The following is a 15,483-nucleotide window of genomic DNA, read 5'->3' as shown; positions in this document are numbered from 1 at the left end:
CCTCCCGCACTCGTGAGCCCCGAACAGCTCTCGAACATCAGTTCCCAAATCCATCTCCACCATACCCCCATTCTCGAACGTGTGTACGACACCTGTTCACCCGGCCCTCACCTGCGCAAACGCGCCACCGAGACCCCCCGTGACCGGCCGGTGACGGCACCGCCCCCGGCCGAGAACAGACCCCGAGAACAGACCCCGGGAACAGCCCCGGAAACAGATCCCTCGCCCCCTGGCCGACGCGCACGGCGAAGCCCCCGCACACCCAGGGCGTGCGGGGGCCGGACCGCCGGAGAAGGGGGTCGCTCAGTAGACGTGCACCCCGTAGGCGCTCAGCGCCTCGGTGACCGGCTGGAAGAAGGTCGTACCGCCGGAGGTGCAGTCACCGCTGCCGCCCGAGGTCAGACCGTAGGCCGTCGTGCCGCCGTACAGCGGGCCGCCGGAGTCGCCGGGCTCGGCGCAGACGGTGGTCTGGATCAGGCCGGAGACGACGTCGCCGCCGCCGTAGTTGACCGTGGCGTTGAGCGCGGTGACCCGGCCGCTGTGCGTACCGGTGGTCGACCCGCGGCGGTAGACGGTCGTGCCCACGGAGGGCGTGGCCGCGCTGGTGATGTCCTGGCTGCCCACGGCACCCGACTTGGCCACCGAGCTGTTGGTGTAGCGCACGATGCCGTAGTCGTTGCCGGGGAAGCTGGAGCCGGCTGTGGTGCCGAGCGTGGTGGAGTGGGACGAGTTCGACCACCAGGTGCCCGCGCCGTCGGTGCAGTGCCCGGCGGTCAGGAAGTAGTAGTTGCCGCTGGAGTCCTGGACGTTGAAGCCCAGCGAGCAGCGCCAGCTGCTGGCGTAGATGGCGTCGCCGCCGGAGATCAGCTTGTTGAACTTGCCCGGCGTGCGCTTGACCACCAGGGCGTCCGCGGTGGCGCCGGCCTGCTTCTTGATCTTGGCGATCTCGGCCTGGGAGACCGTGCTGTCGACGGTGACGACGACGCGGTCGGTCTTGCTGTCCACCGCCCAGGCGGTACCGGGGATGTCGGCCTTCAGGACGGAGTCGCTCGCCTTGGTGAGCTGGGCGGCGCTGAACGTGTGGGCGTCACTGGCGTTCGCGGTGGGGGCGGCGAACGCGGCTGCGGCCAGGAAACCGGTGGCCACGGCGGTCAGCCGGATCCGTCTCGCGGTGCCGGCGCGGGGAGTGGTGCGCTTGATCCTCACGTTTCGTTCCCTCCAAGGGAAGTCGGGGGCCCGCGTGGGGTCGGGGCCCGTGAGGCGCAGCCAGGGGCCGACCGGAATTCGAATATGCATGCCCCTGACAAGCGCTGGGGGGAGTATTCGGCCGAACGGCCGGTCGGCACAAGGGTGCCTTTCGGCCGTCGGCCCTACACCACGGGGCGGTTGACGTCACGTCAGCTCAGGCGGCGCTCCCCCGCCTCGACCGCCACGTCCAGCGTGTTGCCGGGCGCCGGGAAGGGGCAGATGAAGTGGTCGGCGAAGGCGCACGGCGGGAGCTGGGCGCGGTTGAAGTCGACGGTCGTGCGCCCCTCGGCGTCCGGGGCCGGCGGGAAGAGGAAGCGGAACCGGAAGCTCGTGTCGCCGCTGGTGGCGTCGGCGAACACCGCCCACAGCCGCCCGTCCCCCTGCTGCGCGACCTTCAGGGTCCGCTCCTGTCCGGCCAGGGTGAAGGTGAGTTCCCCGGCGAGTTCGAACCCCCGCTCGCGGCCGTCGGCGTTGGCCAGCCGGACGGTGCGCGTGCCCTCGTACGGCGTGAACCGGCCCGGCACCGACCAGCGGGGGTCGTAGGGGCCGGCCTCGATGCCGCGGAAGGCCTGCCGGGCGGCGGAGCCGGGGTCGTAGACCCGCACTCCCCAGACCCCCTCGCGCACCAGCACCACCAGCCGCTTCTCGCCCAGCGCCACCCGCGACCCGGCCTCCGGACCGCGGTCGGCGGACAGCCGCACCTCCCCCGTGAAGGGCCGGCCGTCCACGGTCAGGCCGTCGGCCTCGGCGGCCGTCAGCACCACCCCGCCCCCATCCGCCACCCAGTTCCCGGGAATGTCCGGAAGTCGCCCCTCCGGATAGTCCTCGACCCAGTGCGTCGCGGTCAGCGCGAGCGGCCCGTAGGGGTCCGCGACCCCCTCCACGCGCTGCTCGTGCCACTGCTTCCAGGCGTCGGACGCGTCCGTCGTCATGTCGTCGTCTCCTCTCCCCTGCGTTCCCGCAGGACGCTGTCCTCGCAGAACTCCGCGCTCACAGAACTCTGTCCTCGCAGAACTCCGCGCTCCCGGGACACCGTGACCTCACACCTCACAGGACCTTCGCCAGAAAGCCCCGGGTCCGTTCCTCGCGCGGAGCGCCCAGCACCTCGTCCGGCGGCCCCTGCTCCACGATCCGCCCGTCGGCCATGAACACCACCGTGTCGGCGACCTCCCGGGCGAACGCGATCTCGTGCGTGACCACGATCATCGTCGTCCCCTGCGCCGCCAAGTCCCGGATGACGTCCAGGACTTCCCCCACCAGCTCGGGATCGAGCGCGGACGTCGGCTCGTCGAAGAGCAACAGCTTCGGCTCCAGGGCGAGGGCCCGGGCGATGGCCACCCGCTGCTGCTGCCCGCCGGACAGCTGCCGCGGATAGGCGCCGGCCTTGTCCCCGAGCCCCACCCGTTCCAGCAGCCGGTGCGCGCGCTCCTCCACCGCCTTCCGGGGCCGCTTCAGCGCGGACACCGGCGCCTCGACGATGTTCTCCAGGACGGTGAGGTGCGGGAAGAGGCCGAAGTTCTGGAAGACGAACCCGATCCGGGTCCGCTGCCGGAGCACCTCGCGTTCGGGCAGCTCGTGCAGCTTGTCCCCGGCCCGCCGGTAGCCCATCAGCGCGCCGTCCACGCTGATCTCGCCCCGGTCCACCTTCTCCAGGTGGTTGATGGTGCGCAGCAGCGTGGACTTGCCGGAGCCGGACGGGCCGAGCACGACGGTGACCTCGCCGGCACGCACCTGGAGGTCGATGCCCCTGAGCACCTCGAGCGAGCCGAAGCTCTTGTGCACCGACCGGATGTCGACCATGACACTCATCGCACGAGTTCCTTCGCGAGGGAGCCGCTCAGAAAGGCCAGCACCGCCCGGGCGGTCGCGTCGTTCTGGCGGAAGGCGGGACCGCCGGTGCGGGGACGGGTGAACGCCCCGGCGGTACGGGTTTCGGTGTGCGGGCCGAGCGCGAACCGCCGTGGGTGCGGGCGTCCGGCGCGGTCGAGGATCCGGCCGTCGCCGGGGTCGACCCGGAGCAGTCCGTCGGGGGTCTCGGCGGCGCCGTCGGCGTACAGCTCGCGCAGCAGGCTGTCGCGGGCGCGGCCGACGGTGGGTTCGGGCAGCCGGGCCTCCACCAGCGCCCGGGCCTCGACGGAGAAGCCCGGCACGGTGGGGCTGGCGGCCCGGAACACGCCGTCCTCGGCGGTGACGGTCATGCCGGCCCCGACGAACCGGAGCAGTCCGGCCCGGGACAGCGCGAGCATCTGCCGCAGCCGGGGCCCGGGCGGCCCGGACGCCAGATAGCTGAAGAACCCGTGCCACCAGGTCCCGATGTCCCCGAGCCGCACCAGCTGCCCGTAGACGGAGAGCAGCCCGAGGAAGACGCTCAGGTCCTGGCTGCGGGCGGGGTCGTGACGGCGTTCGAGGTCGGCCTCGACATAGCTTCTGAGCCCTTCCTGGAAGTCGTCGTGCGAGGCGTACCGCACCCCGTCCAGCGGGTGGTCGAGCGCGGCGAGGTCGAGCCGGTCGGCCGGGTCGGGTACGGCGACGGCGACCAGCGCCCGGGTCTCGGCGGGGTCCTCCGCCGCCGCGTACTTCTCCTCGAAGTCGGCCCAGGCCATCGCCGTACGCCCGGGATGGGCGGTGAACAGCCGGTGGTAGTGGGCGAAGCCCAGCTCCTTCTCGACCAGCGGCCACACATCGCGCCGGAAGTCGAAGCCCCCCGGCCGGGCCAGCAGCGCCTCCACCTCGGCGGGGCCGAGGAAGCGGGGCAGCGGGGGCCGGTCGCCGGTCCAGTCGTAGCCGATCTTCGAGTGGTACGGCACTCCGCGCCGCGAGCCGACGTACAGCACCGGCTCCCGCCCGGAGGGGACGTACACCGGCCCGTCGGGCCCTCCCGTCTCGAACCGCCCGCCGCGCCCCTCGGTGAGCAGCACCATCAGGTCGACGAAGGCCAGCCCGAAGCCGCGGACGAGGACGGGCTCGCCCGGCCTCAGCGGGGAGAGGTCGCTGTCGGCGGTGAAGTCGGGCGGCAGGTGCACCAGGCCGTGCTCTCGGGCGTACTCCGCCAACGCGCTCTGCTCGGCATCGAGTTCGGTGTCCTGGTGGCCGAGGGCGAGGATCACCAGGTCGGCCGCGAGCGGGCGCGGGCGGCCCTCCAGCCAGACCTGCTGGCGGCCCTCGCGCGGTCCGCCGACCCGGAGGGCGCGGTGCGGGTGGTGGTGGACGGTGACGTTCGAGGGGAGGCCGGCGCAGGCCTGTTCGTACACCCAGCGCAGATACCGGCCCTGGAGCCGCCGGTCGGGGAAGGTACGGCCGTCCAGCCCGGCCCACTCGTGCAGGGTCGGACCCTCGCGCACTGGGCCGGCCATGGCCACCGTGTCGTCGGTGAACATGGTGACGTCCTCGGCCTGCGAGTTCATCCACAGCAGCGGCGACTGCTCCTGGCGCCAGATGCGTCCGCCGCCCGGCGGATGGGGGTCGACCAGATGGATGTCGAGGCCCGGACCGGCGTACAGCTCGGGTGCGTTGGCGGCGAGGCGTTCGAGGATGCCGGTCCCCCGCGGACCGGCTCCGACGATCACCAGCTGCTGCCTCATCGGGTGGTCTCCGTGCCGCGCGCGTAGCGCTTCTCCACGTAGTACTGGCCGATGCCGAGCAGCGAGGTGACCACGGCGTACCAGAGGGTGGCGACCATCAGCAGCGGGATCACCTGGTAGGTGCGGTGGTAGATCAACTGGGCGGAGAACAGCAGGTCGTTGACGGCGATGACGCTGACGATCGAGGTGCCCTTGAGGGTGCCGATCAGCATGTTGCCGGCGGGCGGCACGATGGCGCGCATCGCCTGCGGCAGCACGATCCGCCACCAGCGCCGCCAGGGGCTCAGACCGAGCGCCTGGGCGGCCTCGATCTGGCCGCGGTCGACGGAGAGGATGCCGCCGCGGACGACCTCGGCGGCGTAGGCGGCCTCGTGCAGGGTGAGGCCGACGATCGCGACGGCGACCGGGCTGAGCAGGTCGACGGTCTTCACGCCGAGCACCTGCGGGTACAGCGCACCGATGTTGAACCACAGCAGCAGCTGCACCAGGATCGGTATGGACCGGAACAGCCACACGTATCCCCAGCCGACCGCGCGCAGCACGGGGTTGGCGGACAGCCGGAACGCGGCGAGCAGCGTGCCGAGGGCGAAGCCGAGGACCATCACCACGGCGGTCAGCCACAGGGTGAGCCACAGCCCGCGCAGGATGGAGTCCGAGGTGAAGTAGTCGGCGACGACGTCCCATTGGAACGCCCTGTTGCGCAGGACGGAGTTGACGGCGAGGCCGAGCAGCGCGAGGACGACGACGGCCGCCGCCCACTGGCCGTACCGGCGCTGCGGGACGATCCGCGGGGCGTCCGCGGGCTGGGGTGTCCCCGACGCGGCGGGGACTTTGGCGAGGGTGTCGGATGACATGCGAAGGCTCCGTGACGCGGTGGTCGAACACGGGTGGTGCCTTCACACGGACGCGCCGGGCGGCGCGCTACGGCCGAGCCCCTCAGCAGGGCCGTGCACCGAGAGTACGGGGATGCTTACGTCCGCTGTCAAGGCTGTCCGCACTGTGAGCCGTACGTCTCACGTCAGTTGACGCGGAACCGGATGCCTGTTCCACTTGGCCCATGCATCCACAGCAGTGGCTGGTCACCCGCTCCCACATCGACTTCGGTCGCGTGTGGTCCTCGTCCTGTTGAGCTGACCCCCTGCGCAGGCCTGCCCCCGGGCGGCCGCATTCGCGCGTTCTCCCGCTTTCTCTTTTCTCCTCCTGCTCTTCCTTGCCTTCACACGCGCACCCCTCCCCTCGCGCTCTGCACGCCTTCTGCTGCCAGGAGACCGCTACCCGATGCGTACACACCTTTTGATATCTTTTGCCGCCATTACCTCGGCCACTCTGCTCCTTACCGCCTGCGGCTCCGGCGAGACCGGCACCGCCTCGGTGGCGGCCAAGTCCGTGAAAGTGCCCACCACGGACGTCGTCTCCGCCGTGCGGAAGGACGACGCCGTGGCGAAGCTGCTGCCCGCCGGCACCACCCGCCTCACCGTCGCGGTGAGCGTCGGCGGCACCCCGCCCGGCACCACCTACCTCTCCGACGGCAAGACCCTGACCGGCCAGGACGTCGACTTCACCAAGGCGGTCGCCAGGGTGCTCGGCATCCGGCTGAAGGTGGAGCAGGCCGGCTTCGAGGCGATCCTGCCCGCCCTGGACAGCGGGAAGTACGACGTCGGCGCGAGCAACTTCGGCGTCACGGACGAGCGGCGGAAGACGATCGACTTCGTCACCTACATCAACGACGGCCAGGGCTTCGCCACCCGCAAGGACAGCGAACTCGGGAAGATCACCGACCTGAAGCAGCTGTGCGGCCTGAACGTCGCGACCGGCGCCGGCACGACGTTCGAGGCCACGCTGGAAGACAACAAGCATCTGTGCACCGACGCCGGCAAGAAGGCGTACCAGGTGCAGACGTACGCCGAGCAGAGCGCGATCTGGTCCTCGCTGCAGCAGGGCCGCAGCGACGTCGTGATGTCCACGATCAACGGCCTGCGTTATGCCGTCGCCCACCAGGAGGGCCTGAAGTTCCTCAACGAGTACCACCGGCTCGACGTCGGTTTCGCCTTCAAGAAGGGCACGAAACTGGCGCCGGCGTTCCAGGCGGCGGTGAACAAACTCCTGTCCGACGGAACCTACGACCGGATTCTGAAGAAGTGGGGTACCACGGGTTCGGCGATCACCCGGTCGCGGATCAGCCCGCCGGAACTGAAGAACTAGTCAGCAGCCGTCGCAGGGGCAGCAGCAGTCGCAGCAGTCGCAGCCGCCGGGGCAGGAGCAGTCGCACCACTGGCAGCAGCCGTTGCGCTTCTTGCGGGACCACGGGCCCTCGTATTCCTCGGCGCAGCACATCCGGCAGGTGCAGAACAGCGCGAGGAACATCCCGCAGCCCGCCCAGAAACCGCGCCGGCCCTTGGCGGCGGGCTCGGGCGGCGGCCCGAAACCACCACCGCCGACACCACCGCCGCCCCCGCCGTGGCCGCCGGCTCCACCGTGACCGCCGTAGCCGCCGTAGCCGCCGTGACCGCCGCTGCCGCCGGGAAATCCGCCGCCGGCATACGGATTGCCCGCGGCGGGGACACCGGCGCCCTGCGGATACCCACCGCCGTACGGCCCCTGCGGCGCCCCGCCGCCGTACGGTCCCTGCGGCACCCCGCCGCCGTACGGTCCGTGCTGGTGGGACGCGCACACCGGTGCCGTGCCGAAGGCTCGGTCCACCGAGCGGCGCAGCTCGTGGACGAGGAGGAGGTGGGCGAGCCCGCCGTCGCGGAACTCGGCCTTCCGCAGGGCGAGCCGGATGCCGTGCAGGGCGTCGTCGGCGAGCCGGCGGGCCTCGATGAGCGGCGTGCCGGTGGCGGTGAGGGGGTTCCAGGCACCCGACAGGGCGTCGGCCCGCTGGTCCTGCACGGCGTCCAGCAGGTGCGCGAGCCGGCCGAAGAGCCGGCCCGCCTCCGCCAGGGGCGCCGCGTTGCCGGGCCGTCCGGCCAGCACCGCGGTGTGCGCGAAGGCCGCGGCGGTCGCGGTCTCGGTCGGCTCGGTGACCGTGAGGATCGGGGTGCCGGGCCCGGCCAGGGTCTCGACGCCGAGCTGCCGGTCGACGGCGTCGACCAGGACGCCGGTGTCGAACCCGACCGCCGCCCCGCTGTGCTCCCCCGCCCGGCCCCAGCCCGCGGCGACCCGGCGCGCCGCGGCGGCGACCGGCCTGCGGGCCAGCAGTCCGTCCCGGTCGGCGACATGGTCGCGCACCTTCGCGGCGGCGAGCACCAGCGAGACGGCGGCGGCGAGCCGCGCGCCCTCACCCTGGGCGACGGACGCCGTCCGCATGCCACGCAGCGCACACGGCCCGGCCGTACGACGGCCACCGCTCACCGGACCGGTCTGAGCCTCTGTCAGAACGGATATGAGAAGACCGTCATAGTTCGTCACGACCCGCGCGAACTGACCGTGGTCCCGGCGCAGGGCGAGACAGAGCCCGCACAAGTGCGCCGTCCACGCGGCCTTGAGGCTCTCGCCGAGCCGGTGGGAACACGGCCTGACGATTCCGAACACAACATCCCCCGTACTGTGATACGACGTTGGCGTTCACCCGTACGCACCGCGCATCACCCGTCCGCCGCAGACAATCATATTTCACTCTCAGTCAGCACCCGTATGAGTCGCGGCCCTTGGGGCACAAGGACTCTCGACGGATCGACTGTGCACCAGTACCGTCACAAACCCCCCGCGCGGCGTCTATCCACTTGGCGCACCGTCCGCATCATGGATGACCATAGGGATGCGGAAAGCAAGAATGACCGCTGTGAGAGGAGGCGTCCATGGGATCGGTACGCAAGGCGAGTGCGTGGCTCGGCCTCGTCGACGACAACGATGACGAGCGCTACTACGACGACGACTACTCCGAGGGCACCGAGTCCGGGGACGCCTGGGTCACCGACCCGCGGGTGAAGGTGGCCACGGACACGGCCGAGGACAAGGGCCGCCGGATCGGCACGGTCACCCCGGACAGCTTCCGGGACGCCCGCGCCATCGGCGAGCTGTTCCGGGACGGCGTCCCGGTCATCATGAACCTCACCAACATGGAGCCCGGCGACGCCAAGCGGGTCGTGGACTTCGCGGCGGGGCTCATCTTCGGTCTGCGCGGCTCGATCGACCGGGTCTCCAACCGTGTGTTCCTGCTCACCCCGGCCGACACGGAGATCATCAGCGGCGAGGCGTCCGCCCACCGCTCGGACGGCTTCTTCAACCAGAGCTGAGGCAGGGCCGCCGTACCGGCCCCGCCTCCCCACCGGGGCTCACCGGAAGGCGTCGAGCCCGGTGAGCGCCTTGCCCAGCACGAGCTGGTGCATCTCGACGGTGCCCTCGTAGGTGAGCACCGATTCCAGGTTGGTCGCGTGCCGCATCACCGGGTATTCCAGGGAGATCCCGTTGGCACCGAGGATCGTCCGCGCCGTACGGCAGATCTCGATGGCCTCGCGGACGTTGTTGAGCTTGCCGAAGCTGACCTGCTCGGGACGCAGGCGGCCGGCGTCCATCCGCCGCCCCAGGTGGTGGGCGAGCAGGATCCCCTTGTGCAGTTCCACCGCCATGTCGGCGAGCTTGGCCTGGGTGAGCTGGAAGCCGCCGATGGGCCGCCCGAACTGCTCCCGTGACCTCGCGTAGTCGAGGGCCGCCTCGAAGCTGCTGCGCGCGGCACCCATCGCGCCCCAGACGATGCCGTAGCGGGCGTGCGAGAGACAGCTGAGCGGTCCGCGCAGCCCGGTGACCTCCGGCAGCACGGCCGTGGCGGGCAGGCGTACGTCGTCCAGGACGAGTTCGCTGGTGACCGAGGCGCGCAGGGACCACTTGTGCTTGATCTCCGGCGCGGAGAAACCGGGGCTGTCGGTGGGGACGACGAAACCGCGGATGCCCTCCTCGGTCTGCGCCCAGACGACCGCCACCCCGGCGACCGAGCCGTTGGTGATCCACATCTTGCGGCCGTTCAGCACCCAGTCGTCGCCGTCGCGCTTGGCGTGGGTGCGCATGGAGGCGGGGTCGGAGCCGTGGTCGGGCTCGGTCAGCCCGAAGCAGCCGATCACCTCGCCGGCCGCCATGCGCGGCAGCCACTCCCGCTTCTGCTCCTCGCTGCCGAACCGGTGAACGGCGTACATCGCGAGGGATCCCTGCACGGAGACGAGCGAGCGGATGCCCGAGTCGGCCGCCTCCAGCTCCAGGCATGCCAGGCCGTACTGGACGGCGCTCGCGCCCGCGCAGCCGTACCCGGTGAGGGACATGCCGAGCGCGCCGATCGACCCCAGTTCGCGGGCGAGGTCCCGGATCCCGGGCAGCTCCCCCTTCTCGTACCAGTCGGCGACGTACGGCAGCACGCGGTCGGCCGCCCAGGTGCGGACGGTGTCCCGGACGGCCCGGTCCTCCGGCTCCAGCAGGTCGTCGATCCCGAGCGGGTCGGCGGCATCGAACGGGGGCAGCTTCGCGGACGCGGACATGGAACACCCTCCGGACACGGGACATCGACAAAACTAGCAGCGCTAGTTACGGCTCCGGCCGACGTTACGGTGCAGTGTCCCGCACGTCCAGAGGGGTCAGGCGGTGACCCGCGGCTTCCCGGCCGCCGCCCCCGCCTCCCGCGGCGACGGCAGCCCGACCTCGGCCCCGGCCTGCTCCTCACCGGCCCGGTCCCGGGCACCGGCATGGTCCCGGGCGCCGGCCTGCCCATCGGTGCCGGCCCGCTCCCCGGCACCGGTCCGCCCCTCGACGCCGGACTGCTCCTCGACGCCGGCCGGCTCACCGGCACCGGAGTGCTCCTCGCCGCACTGCATGACCCACGGCAGCCGCAGCGCCATCACCGCGCCCAGCAGCAACAGGCCCGCGCTCACCAGCAGGGTCAGGTGCAGCCCGTGCACGAAGGAGTCCCGCGCCGCCCGGCGCAGCGCCGCCCCGGCGGTGCCGCCGAGCCGGCCGGCGACCTCGTAGGCCTCGCCGAGCGAGTGGCCCGCCGCGTCCGACGCGCGCCGCGGCACGCCCGGCACCGCGCGCAGCCCCGGCGTGTAGGCCGCGTTCATCACGCTGCCCAGCAGCGCGATGCCGATCCCGGCGCCGAGCTGGTACGAGGTCTCGCCGATGGCCGCCGCGCCGCCGGCCTGGTCGGCCGGGGCCTCGCTGAGCATCGACTCGTACGCCCCGAAGAGCGTGGTCTCCAGGCCGAAGCCCAGCAGCACGAAGCCGGCCAGCAGGAGCGCCGGGTTGTCGGTGCCTCCCATCGCCGTCAGCGTCAGCACCGCCGCGGCCGTCAGGCAGAAGCCGAAGCACACCATCCGGCGGGGCCCGAAGCGGCGCAGCATGCGCGCGCCCGCGAGGCCCGCCGCCATCGCCGCCACGGTCAGCGGCAGCAGCCGGAGACCGGTCTGGAGCGGGGACAGGCCGAGGACCAGCTGGAGGTACTGGGCGGCGATCAGCTCCAGGCCGACCAGCGCGAGCATGGCCAGCACGATGCAGCCCACCGAGGTGCTGAACGCGGGCCGCCGGAACATCCCCAGGTCCACCAGCGGATGCGGGAGCCGGCGCTGGCGCCGTACGAAGAGGACGAGGAGGGCGCCGCCGATCAGCAGCGGCAGCAGGGTGAAGGGGCTCGCCGCCGCCTCCCCGCCGCCGAGCCGCTTCACGCCGAGGACCACGCCGAAGAGCCCGGCCGCCGCCATCAGGGCGCCGGTCACGTCCCAGGGGCCGTCACCCCCGCCCCGGGACTCGGGCAGCAGGGCCCGGCCCACGGGGAGGCTGACCAGCATCAGCGGGATGTTGACCAGGAAGACCGCACCCCACCAGAAGTGCTCCAGCAGGAAGCCGCCGAGCAGCGGTCCGACGGCCGCGCCGACCGCGGCGACCGCGCTCCAGATGCCGATGGCGAGGGCGCGCTCGCGCCGGTCGGGGAAGACCTGGCGGAGGAGCGACAGGGTCGCGGGCATGATCATCGCGCCGCCGACGCCGAGCAGCGCGCGGGCCAGGATGAGCATCTCGGCGGTCTGCGCGAACGCGGCCACGGCCGAGGCGACGCCGAAGAGGCCGTAGCCGAGCAGCAGGACGCGTCTGCGGCCGACCCGGTCGCCGAGGGTGCCGAAGAGGATCAGCAGCGAGGCGCAGACCAGCGGATAGACGTCGACGATCCAGAGCAGCTCGATGGCGCCGGGCCTGAGGTCCTCGGTGACGGCGGGGACCGCCACGTGCAGCACGGTCGCGTCGAGCGCGACGAGCAGCAGGCTGACGCAGAGGACGACGAGGACGACCCAGCGGTTGGCACCGGCCCCGGGCGTCCGACGGCGCGGCCCTACGGCAGCCGTGGTCGTCCCGGACATGTACGTACCTCCCAGATGATCCCTCGCATGGGGCGGACCGACGGGGTGGGGACTCCCTGTCGTACGGCCGGAGAGGAGCGGTGTCCCCGGCCCGCGCGAACCCTCGCGGGTGACTCGTCAGCGTACGCGAGTTCCCCGCGGGGGCACGTGGCGGACCTCTCACACGCACGACGGAACCCGTGTGGCGTACGCCACGTGATCCCCTCTTGACCGGGACCCGGCGACGGGTCCGGTGAGGTGCGCGGTCGATAATCGAGCCCGTGACCGATCTTGACACGCGCGTGGCCCGGCCCCACGCCCCTCTGCTGCGCCGGGCGGCCCCGGCCCTCCTGGGCTACGCGGCGGTCCGCGCGCTGGGGCTGCTGGTGCTGGTGGTGTGGAGCGCCGCGCGCGGCAAGAGCGCGTACACCTTGCTGACCGCGCGCTGGGACTCGCTCTGGTACACGCGGGTCGCCGAGCTGGGCTACGGCTACCAGGTGCGGCTGCCGAACGGGGACGTCCACTCCAACCTGGCGTTCTTCCCGCTGCTGCCGTGGCTGGAGCGGCTGGGGCACGCGGTCACCCCGCTGTCGTACGCGGACGCCGGGTTCGTGGTGAGCCTGCTGGCCTCGCTCGCCGCGGCGGCCGGGATCTTCGCGGTCGCGGACCGGGTGTACGGGCCCCGGGTCGGGGTCTGTGCCGTGCTGCTGTGGGCGGTGCTGCCGGTCGGGGTGGTGCAGTCGATGGCGTACAGCGAGTCGCTGTTCACGGCGCTGGCGGCCTGGTCGCTGTACGCGGTGCTGACCGGGCGGTGGCTGAGCGCGGGCACGCTGGCGGCGCTGGCGGGGCTGACCCGGCCGGTGGGGATGGCGGTGGTCGCGGCGCTGTGGACGGCGGCCGTGGTCTCGTTCGTGCGAGAGCGCGGCACCCGGCACACGCCGGGCGCGCACCACGACGAACACACCCCCGACGCACACTCCGCTCCCCGGACCCCCACACCCGGCGCCCCCTCCCACGAACCCGACCGCACACCCGGCGCCCACCCCGACACGCACACCCCCGCGCCCGGCGCCCACCCCGACACACGCACCCCCGCGCCCGGCGCGCACGCCGCTCCCACGCTCGGCGCACGCGTCTCCCCGGGGGCTCCCGCGCCCGCCCCCAGCGCTTCGGTCGTCCCGCGCGCCCCCGTCTGGCGGCGTGCGCTCGGCATGCTGATCGCCCCGCTCGGCGCCGCGGGGTACGTCCTCTGGGTCGGCCACCGCACCGGCAGGGGCCCGCTCGGCTATCTGGACGTCCAGGCCGGATGGCGCAACGGCTTCGACGGCGGCTACGCCTTCGCCCGCTTCGTGGGCGACAAGTTCACGTCATTTCCGTCCGCCCTCGCCGGCCTGGGCCTGATCGTCGGGGTCGCCCTGCTGATCTGGCTGTACGTCACCGGCGTCCGCGGGCGCCAGCCGGTCGCCCTGCTGGTGTACACGGGCGTCGTGCTGGCCCTCGCCCTGTGTGCCTCCAGCTACTTCGGCTCCAAGCCGCGGCTGCTGATGCCCGCCTTCCCGGTGCTGCTGCCGCTCGCCGGCGCCCTGGCCCGGCTGCGCGTCCCCCGATCGGCCCTACTCGTCGCCGGGTTGGCGGCGGCCGCGGCGGTCTACGGGGCCTTCTGGCTGAACGGCTCCGGTCCGCCGTGATCGACCGGGCCGCCCGATGACGCCCCGGAAAATTCCGTACCAGGGCCGGGTTAACGCATTCATAAGCGCGATATAAACAACACCCGGAACGATCAAAGGAATTGGCCCGAACGGTCTCCCCGGATTGCGGAATCCTCGGAATTCGGCCCGCCCTTGAGAGGTTTCCCACATCACATCGTCATCACAAAGCCCCTGTTTCGACCGGGAACACCGCTCACTCGCTGTAACGTCGATTGGGTGCGTACCGAACGAAACCTCACCCGGCGTCTGGACCGGGTGTTCGCCAGACTGGACCGTGAGCCGGAACGACCGGCCCACATCGATGTGCCGAGGATGAGCCGGCACCGGGTCGTGCTGTTCTCGGCGACCCTGGCTTTCTACCTGGCGATCGTGTGGGCCGTGGTGACGACCTCGTGGCTGGTCCGGCTGGACTGGCAGGTCATGTTCTTCCGGCCGTACCAGCAGTGGCCCGAGATCCACGCGTTCCTCGACTACTACGTGGTGCTGGGCCAGCGCGGCCCCACCGCCGTGATGGTCGCCGCCTGGCTCGGCTGGCGCTCCTGGCGGCAGCACACCCTGCGTCCGCTGCTCACCCTGGCCACCTCGCTGCTGCTGCTGAACATCACGGTCGGCGCCGCCAAGCTCGGCATGGGGCGGCTCGGACCGCACTACGCCACCGTGATCGGCTCGAACGAGATGGGCCTGGGCGGCGATATATTCCCCAGCGGCCACACCGCCAACGCGGTGGTGACCTGGGGAATCCTGGCGTATCTGGCCTCCAGCCCGAGAGCGCGGCGCTGGCTGTCGGCCCTCTCCGCGGTCACCTCGCTCGGCGTCGGCCTCACGACCGTCTACCTCGGTACGCACTGGCTGAGCGACGTACTGCTGGGCTGGGCCGCGGGCCTGCTGATCCTGCTCGCCCTGCCCTGGTTCGAGCCGCTGATCACCAAGGCGGAGCTGGTCCTCTTCGACCTGCGCGACCGCTGGCGCGCGCGTCGCGGCCGGCCCGCGCCCGAGCCGGCCCTCCCGGTCGCCCCGGGCGTGCTCACCGCACGCGGCGCGCCGGCCGCACCACAGGCGCCGGCCGGGCAGCCGACGGCGCCGGACCAGCCGGCACCGGCCGAACCGGCGGTGCCGGTCCGCGAGCCGGTCTCCCTGACCCGGACCTCCCGGGGCCTGGCGCACCTGGCGCCCGGACCGCACACGGCCCGTTCGGAACGCACCCCGGTCACCCCGGCGGGCAGCCGCCGCCCGCCGCACGCCGACCGGCTCCCGCGCGGCACCTCCCAGCCGGCCCGCCCCCTGACCGGCGGCTGACGGCGGCACGCGGCAAGGGGGTTCCGGTACGCACCACCGCCCCCGCGCACGACGCAAGGCCCCGCTCCAGGAAGAGGAGCGGGGCCTTCGTCGTCCACGTGTCCGTACCGCGCCGGCGGTCAGCCCTTCCAGCAGCGGGACACCCTGCCGTCCCGCACCTCGAAGTTCAGCCGCCCGGCCCGGTACTCCATGGTGATGATCGCGCCCGGGGGCAGCGACCGTACCGTCGACCAGCCGCGCTCCCGAGCGAGCCGCTCGGCGTGCACGGCGTCGAGGCCGACGTACCCGTCCGGACTGTCCTGGGGCTCCGCTGGCGGAGTGGGAATCGGTGCCATGCGGCCA

The 15,483-nt window shown here is 72.3% G+C and carries 13 protein-coding genes; 4 read left to right on the top strand and 9 right to left on the bottom strand.

Annotated elements, in window-relative coordinates; genetic code table 11:
• Positions 1-303: 303 nt before the first annotated feature.
• From IEZ20_RS18500 to IEZ20_RS18480, 5 genes are all read right to left on the bottom strand, one after another.
• A complete protein-coding gene (locus tag IEZ20_RS18500; RefSeq protein ID WP_189299990.1) occupies positions 304-1,206 on the bottom strand; it encodes a S1 family peptidase in 903 nt (300 codons plus the stop codon).
• Positions 1,207-1,397: 191 nt separating this feature from the next.
• Positions 1,398-2,180: a DUF1684 domain-containing protein gene (locus IEZ20_RS18495; protein WP_189299988.1), complete on the bottom strand. Its 783-nt coding sequence runs from the start codon at positions 2,178-2,180 to the stop codon at positions 1,398-1,400.
• Positions 2,181-2,295: 115 nt separating this feature from the next.
• Complete coding sequence (locus tag IEZ20_RS18490; RefSeq protein WP_305809417.1) at positions 2,296-3,057, bottom strand: amino acid ABC transporter ATP-binding protein; 762 nt, start codon at positions 3,055-3,057, stop codon at positions 2,296-2,298.
• Positions 3,054-4,829: an FAD/NAD(P)-binding protein gene (locus IEZ20_RS18485; protein WP_189299986.1), complete on the bottom strand. Its 1,776-nt coding sequence runs from the start codon at positions 4,827-4,829 to the stop codon at positions 3,054-3,056. Before IEZ20_RS18485 ends, IEZ20_RS18490 begins: the two co-directional genes overlap by 4 nt.
• Positions 4,826-5,683, bottom strand: a complete 858-nt coding sequence (locus tag IEZ20_RS18480; RefSeq protein ID WP_189299984.1) for an amino acid ABC transporter permease — start codon at positions 5,681-5,683, stop codon at positions 4,826-4,828. Before IEZ20_RS18480 ends, IEZ20_RS18485 begins: the two co-directional genes overlap by 4 nt.
• A gap of 424 nt (positions 5,684-6,107) precedes the next feature.
• Between IEZ20_RS18480 and IEZ20_RS18475 the strand changes: the two genes are divergently transcribed.
• Positions 6,108-7,031 (top strand): ABC transporter substrate-binding protein, encoded by a 924-nt coding sequence (locus IEZ20_RS18475; protein WP_189299982.1) that lies wholly within the window; start codon positions 6,108-6,110, stop codon positions 7,029-7,031.
• Here the strand turns inward: IEZ20_RS18475 and IEZ20_RS18470 are convergent, their stop codons facing one another.
• Positions 7,032-8,360: a DUF5685 family protein gene (locus IEZ20_RS18470; RefSeq protein ID WP_189299980.1), complete on the bottom strand. Its 1,329-nt coding sequence runs from the start codon at positions 8,358-8,360 to the stop codon at positions 7,032-7,034. It lies immediately after the preceding gene.
• A 266-nt stretch (positions 8,361-8,626) separates the two neighbouring features.
• Here IEZ20_RS18470 and IEZ20_RS18465 point away from each other — a divergent pair, with 266 nt between their 5' ends.
• A complete protein-coding gene (locus tag IEZ20_RS18465; protein WP_103812297.1) occupies positions 8,627-9,064 on the top strand; it encodes a cell division protein SepF in 438 nt (145 codons plus the stop codon).
• A 39-nt stretch (positions 9,065-9,103) separates the two neighbouring features.
• Here IEZ20_RS18465 and IEZ20_RS18460 read toward each other — a convergent pair whose 3' ends face one another.
• Both IEZ20_RS18460 and IEZ20_RS18455 read right to left on the bottom strand, forming a co-directional pair.
• Positions 9,104-10,294 (bottom strand): acyl-CoA dehydrogenase family protein, encoded by a 1,191-nt coding sequence (locus IEZ20_RS18460; protein ID WP_189299978.1) that lies wholly within the window; start codon positions 10,292-10,294, stop codon positions 9,104-9,106.
• Positions 10,295-10,390: 96 nt separating this feature from the next.
• On the bottom strand, positions 10,391-12,157 hold the full coding sequence (locus IEZ20_RS18455) for an MFS transporter (protein WP_229896130.1): 1,767 nt from the start codon (positions 12,155-12,157) through the stop codon (positions 10,391-10,393).
• Positions 12,158-12,417: 260 nt separating this feature from the next.
• Here IEZ20_RS18455 and IEZ20_RS18450 point away from each other — a divergent pair, with 260 nt between their 5' ends.
• On the top strand, positions 12,418-13,824 hold the full coding sequence (locus IEZ20_RS18450; RefSeq protein ID WP_189299976.1) for a glycosyltransferase family 39 protein: 1,407 nt from the start codon (positions 12,418-12,420) through the stop codon (positions 13,822-13,824).
• Between the two features lie 237 nt (positions 13,825-14,061).
• On the top strand, positions 14,062-15,141 hold the full coding sequence (locus tag IEZ20_RS18445) for a phosphatase PAP2 family protein (RefSeq protein WP_189299974.1): 1,080 nt from the start codon (positions 14,062-14,064) through the stop codon (positions 15,139-15,141).
• A 119-nt stretch (positions 15,142-15,260) separates the two neighbouring features.
• On the opposite strand, the gene IEZ20_RS18440 is transcribed toward IEZ20_RS18445, so the two are convergent.
• Positions 15,261-15,476: an I78 family peptidase inhibitor gene (locus tag IEZ20_RS18440; RefSeq protein ID WP_189299971.1), complete on the bottom strand. Its 216-nt coding sequence runs from the start codon at positions 15,474-15,476 to the stop codon at positions 15,261-15,263.
• Between the last annotated feature and the right edge of the window lie 7 nt (positions 15,477-15,483).

Origin of the sequence: Streptomyces cinerochromogenes (assembly GCF_014648635.1) — a bacterium.
GTDB classification, from domain to species: domain Bacteria; phylum Actinomycetota; class Actinomycetes; order Streptomycetales; family Streptomycetaceae; genus Streptomyces; species Streptomyces cinerochromogenes.
This window is presented reverse-complemented; position numbering and strand designations above follow the sequence as displayed.

What these genes read in the sequence shown, in the direction of transcription:
- IEZ20_RS18460 (WP_189299978.1), bottom strand. Translation starts at nt 10,294, where the DNA reads ATGTCCGCGTCCGCGAAGCTGCCCCCGTTCGATGCCGCCGACCCGCTC.
- IEZ20_RS18475 (WP_189299982.1), top strand. Translation starts at nt 6,108, where the DNA reads ATGCGTACACACCTTTTGATATCTTTTGCCGCCATTACCTCGGCCACT.
- IEZ20_RS18490 (WP_305809417.1), bottom strand. Translation starts at nt 3,057, where the DNA reads ATGAGTGTCATGGTCGACATCCGGTCGGTGCACAAGAGCTTCGGCTCG.
- IEZ20_RS18440 (WP_189299971.1), bottom strand. Translation starts at nt 15,476, where the DNA reads ATGGCACCGATTCCCACTCCGCCAGCGGAGCCCCAGGACAGTCCGGAC.
- IEZ20_RS18485 (WP_189299986.1), bottom strand. Translation starts at nt 4,829, where the DNA reads ATGAGGCAGCAGCTGGTGATCGTCGGAGCCGGTCCGCGGGGGACCGGC.
- IEZ20_RS18455 (WP_229896130.1), bottom strand. Translation starts at nt 12,157, where the DNA reads ATGTCCGGGACGACCACGGCTGCCGTAGGGCCGCGCCGTCGGACGCCC.
- IEZ20_RS18465 (WP_103812297.1), top strand. Translation starts at nt 8,627, where the DNA reads ATGGGATCGGTACGCAAGGCGAGTGCGTGGCTCGGCCTCGTCGACGAC.
- IEZ20_RS18495 (WP_189299988.1), bottom strand. Translation starts at nt 2,180, where the DNA reads ATGACGACGGACGCGTCCGACGCCTGGAAGCAGTGGCACGAGCAGCGC.
- IEZ20_RS18480 (WP_189299984.1), bottom strand. Translation starts at nt 5,683, where the DNA reads ATGTCATCCGACACCCTCGCCAAAGTCCCCGCCGCGTCGGGGACACCC.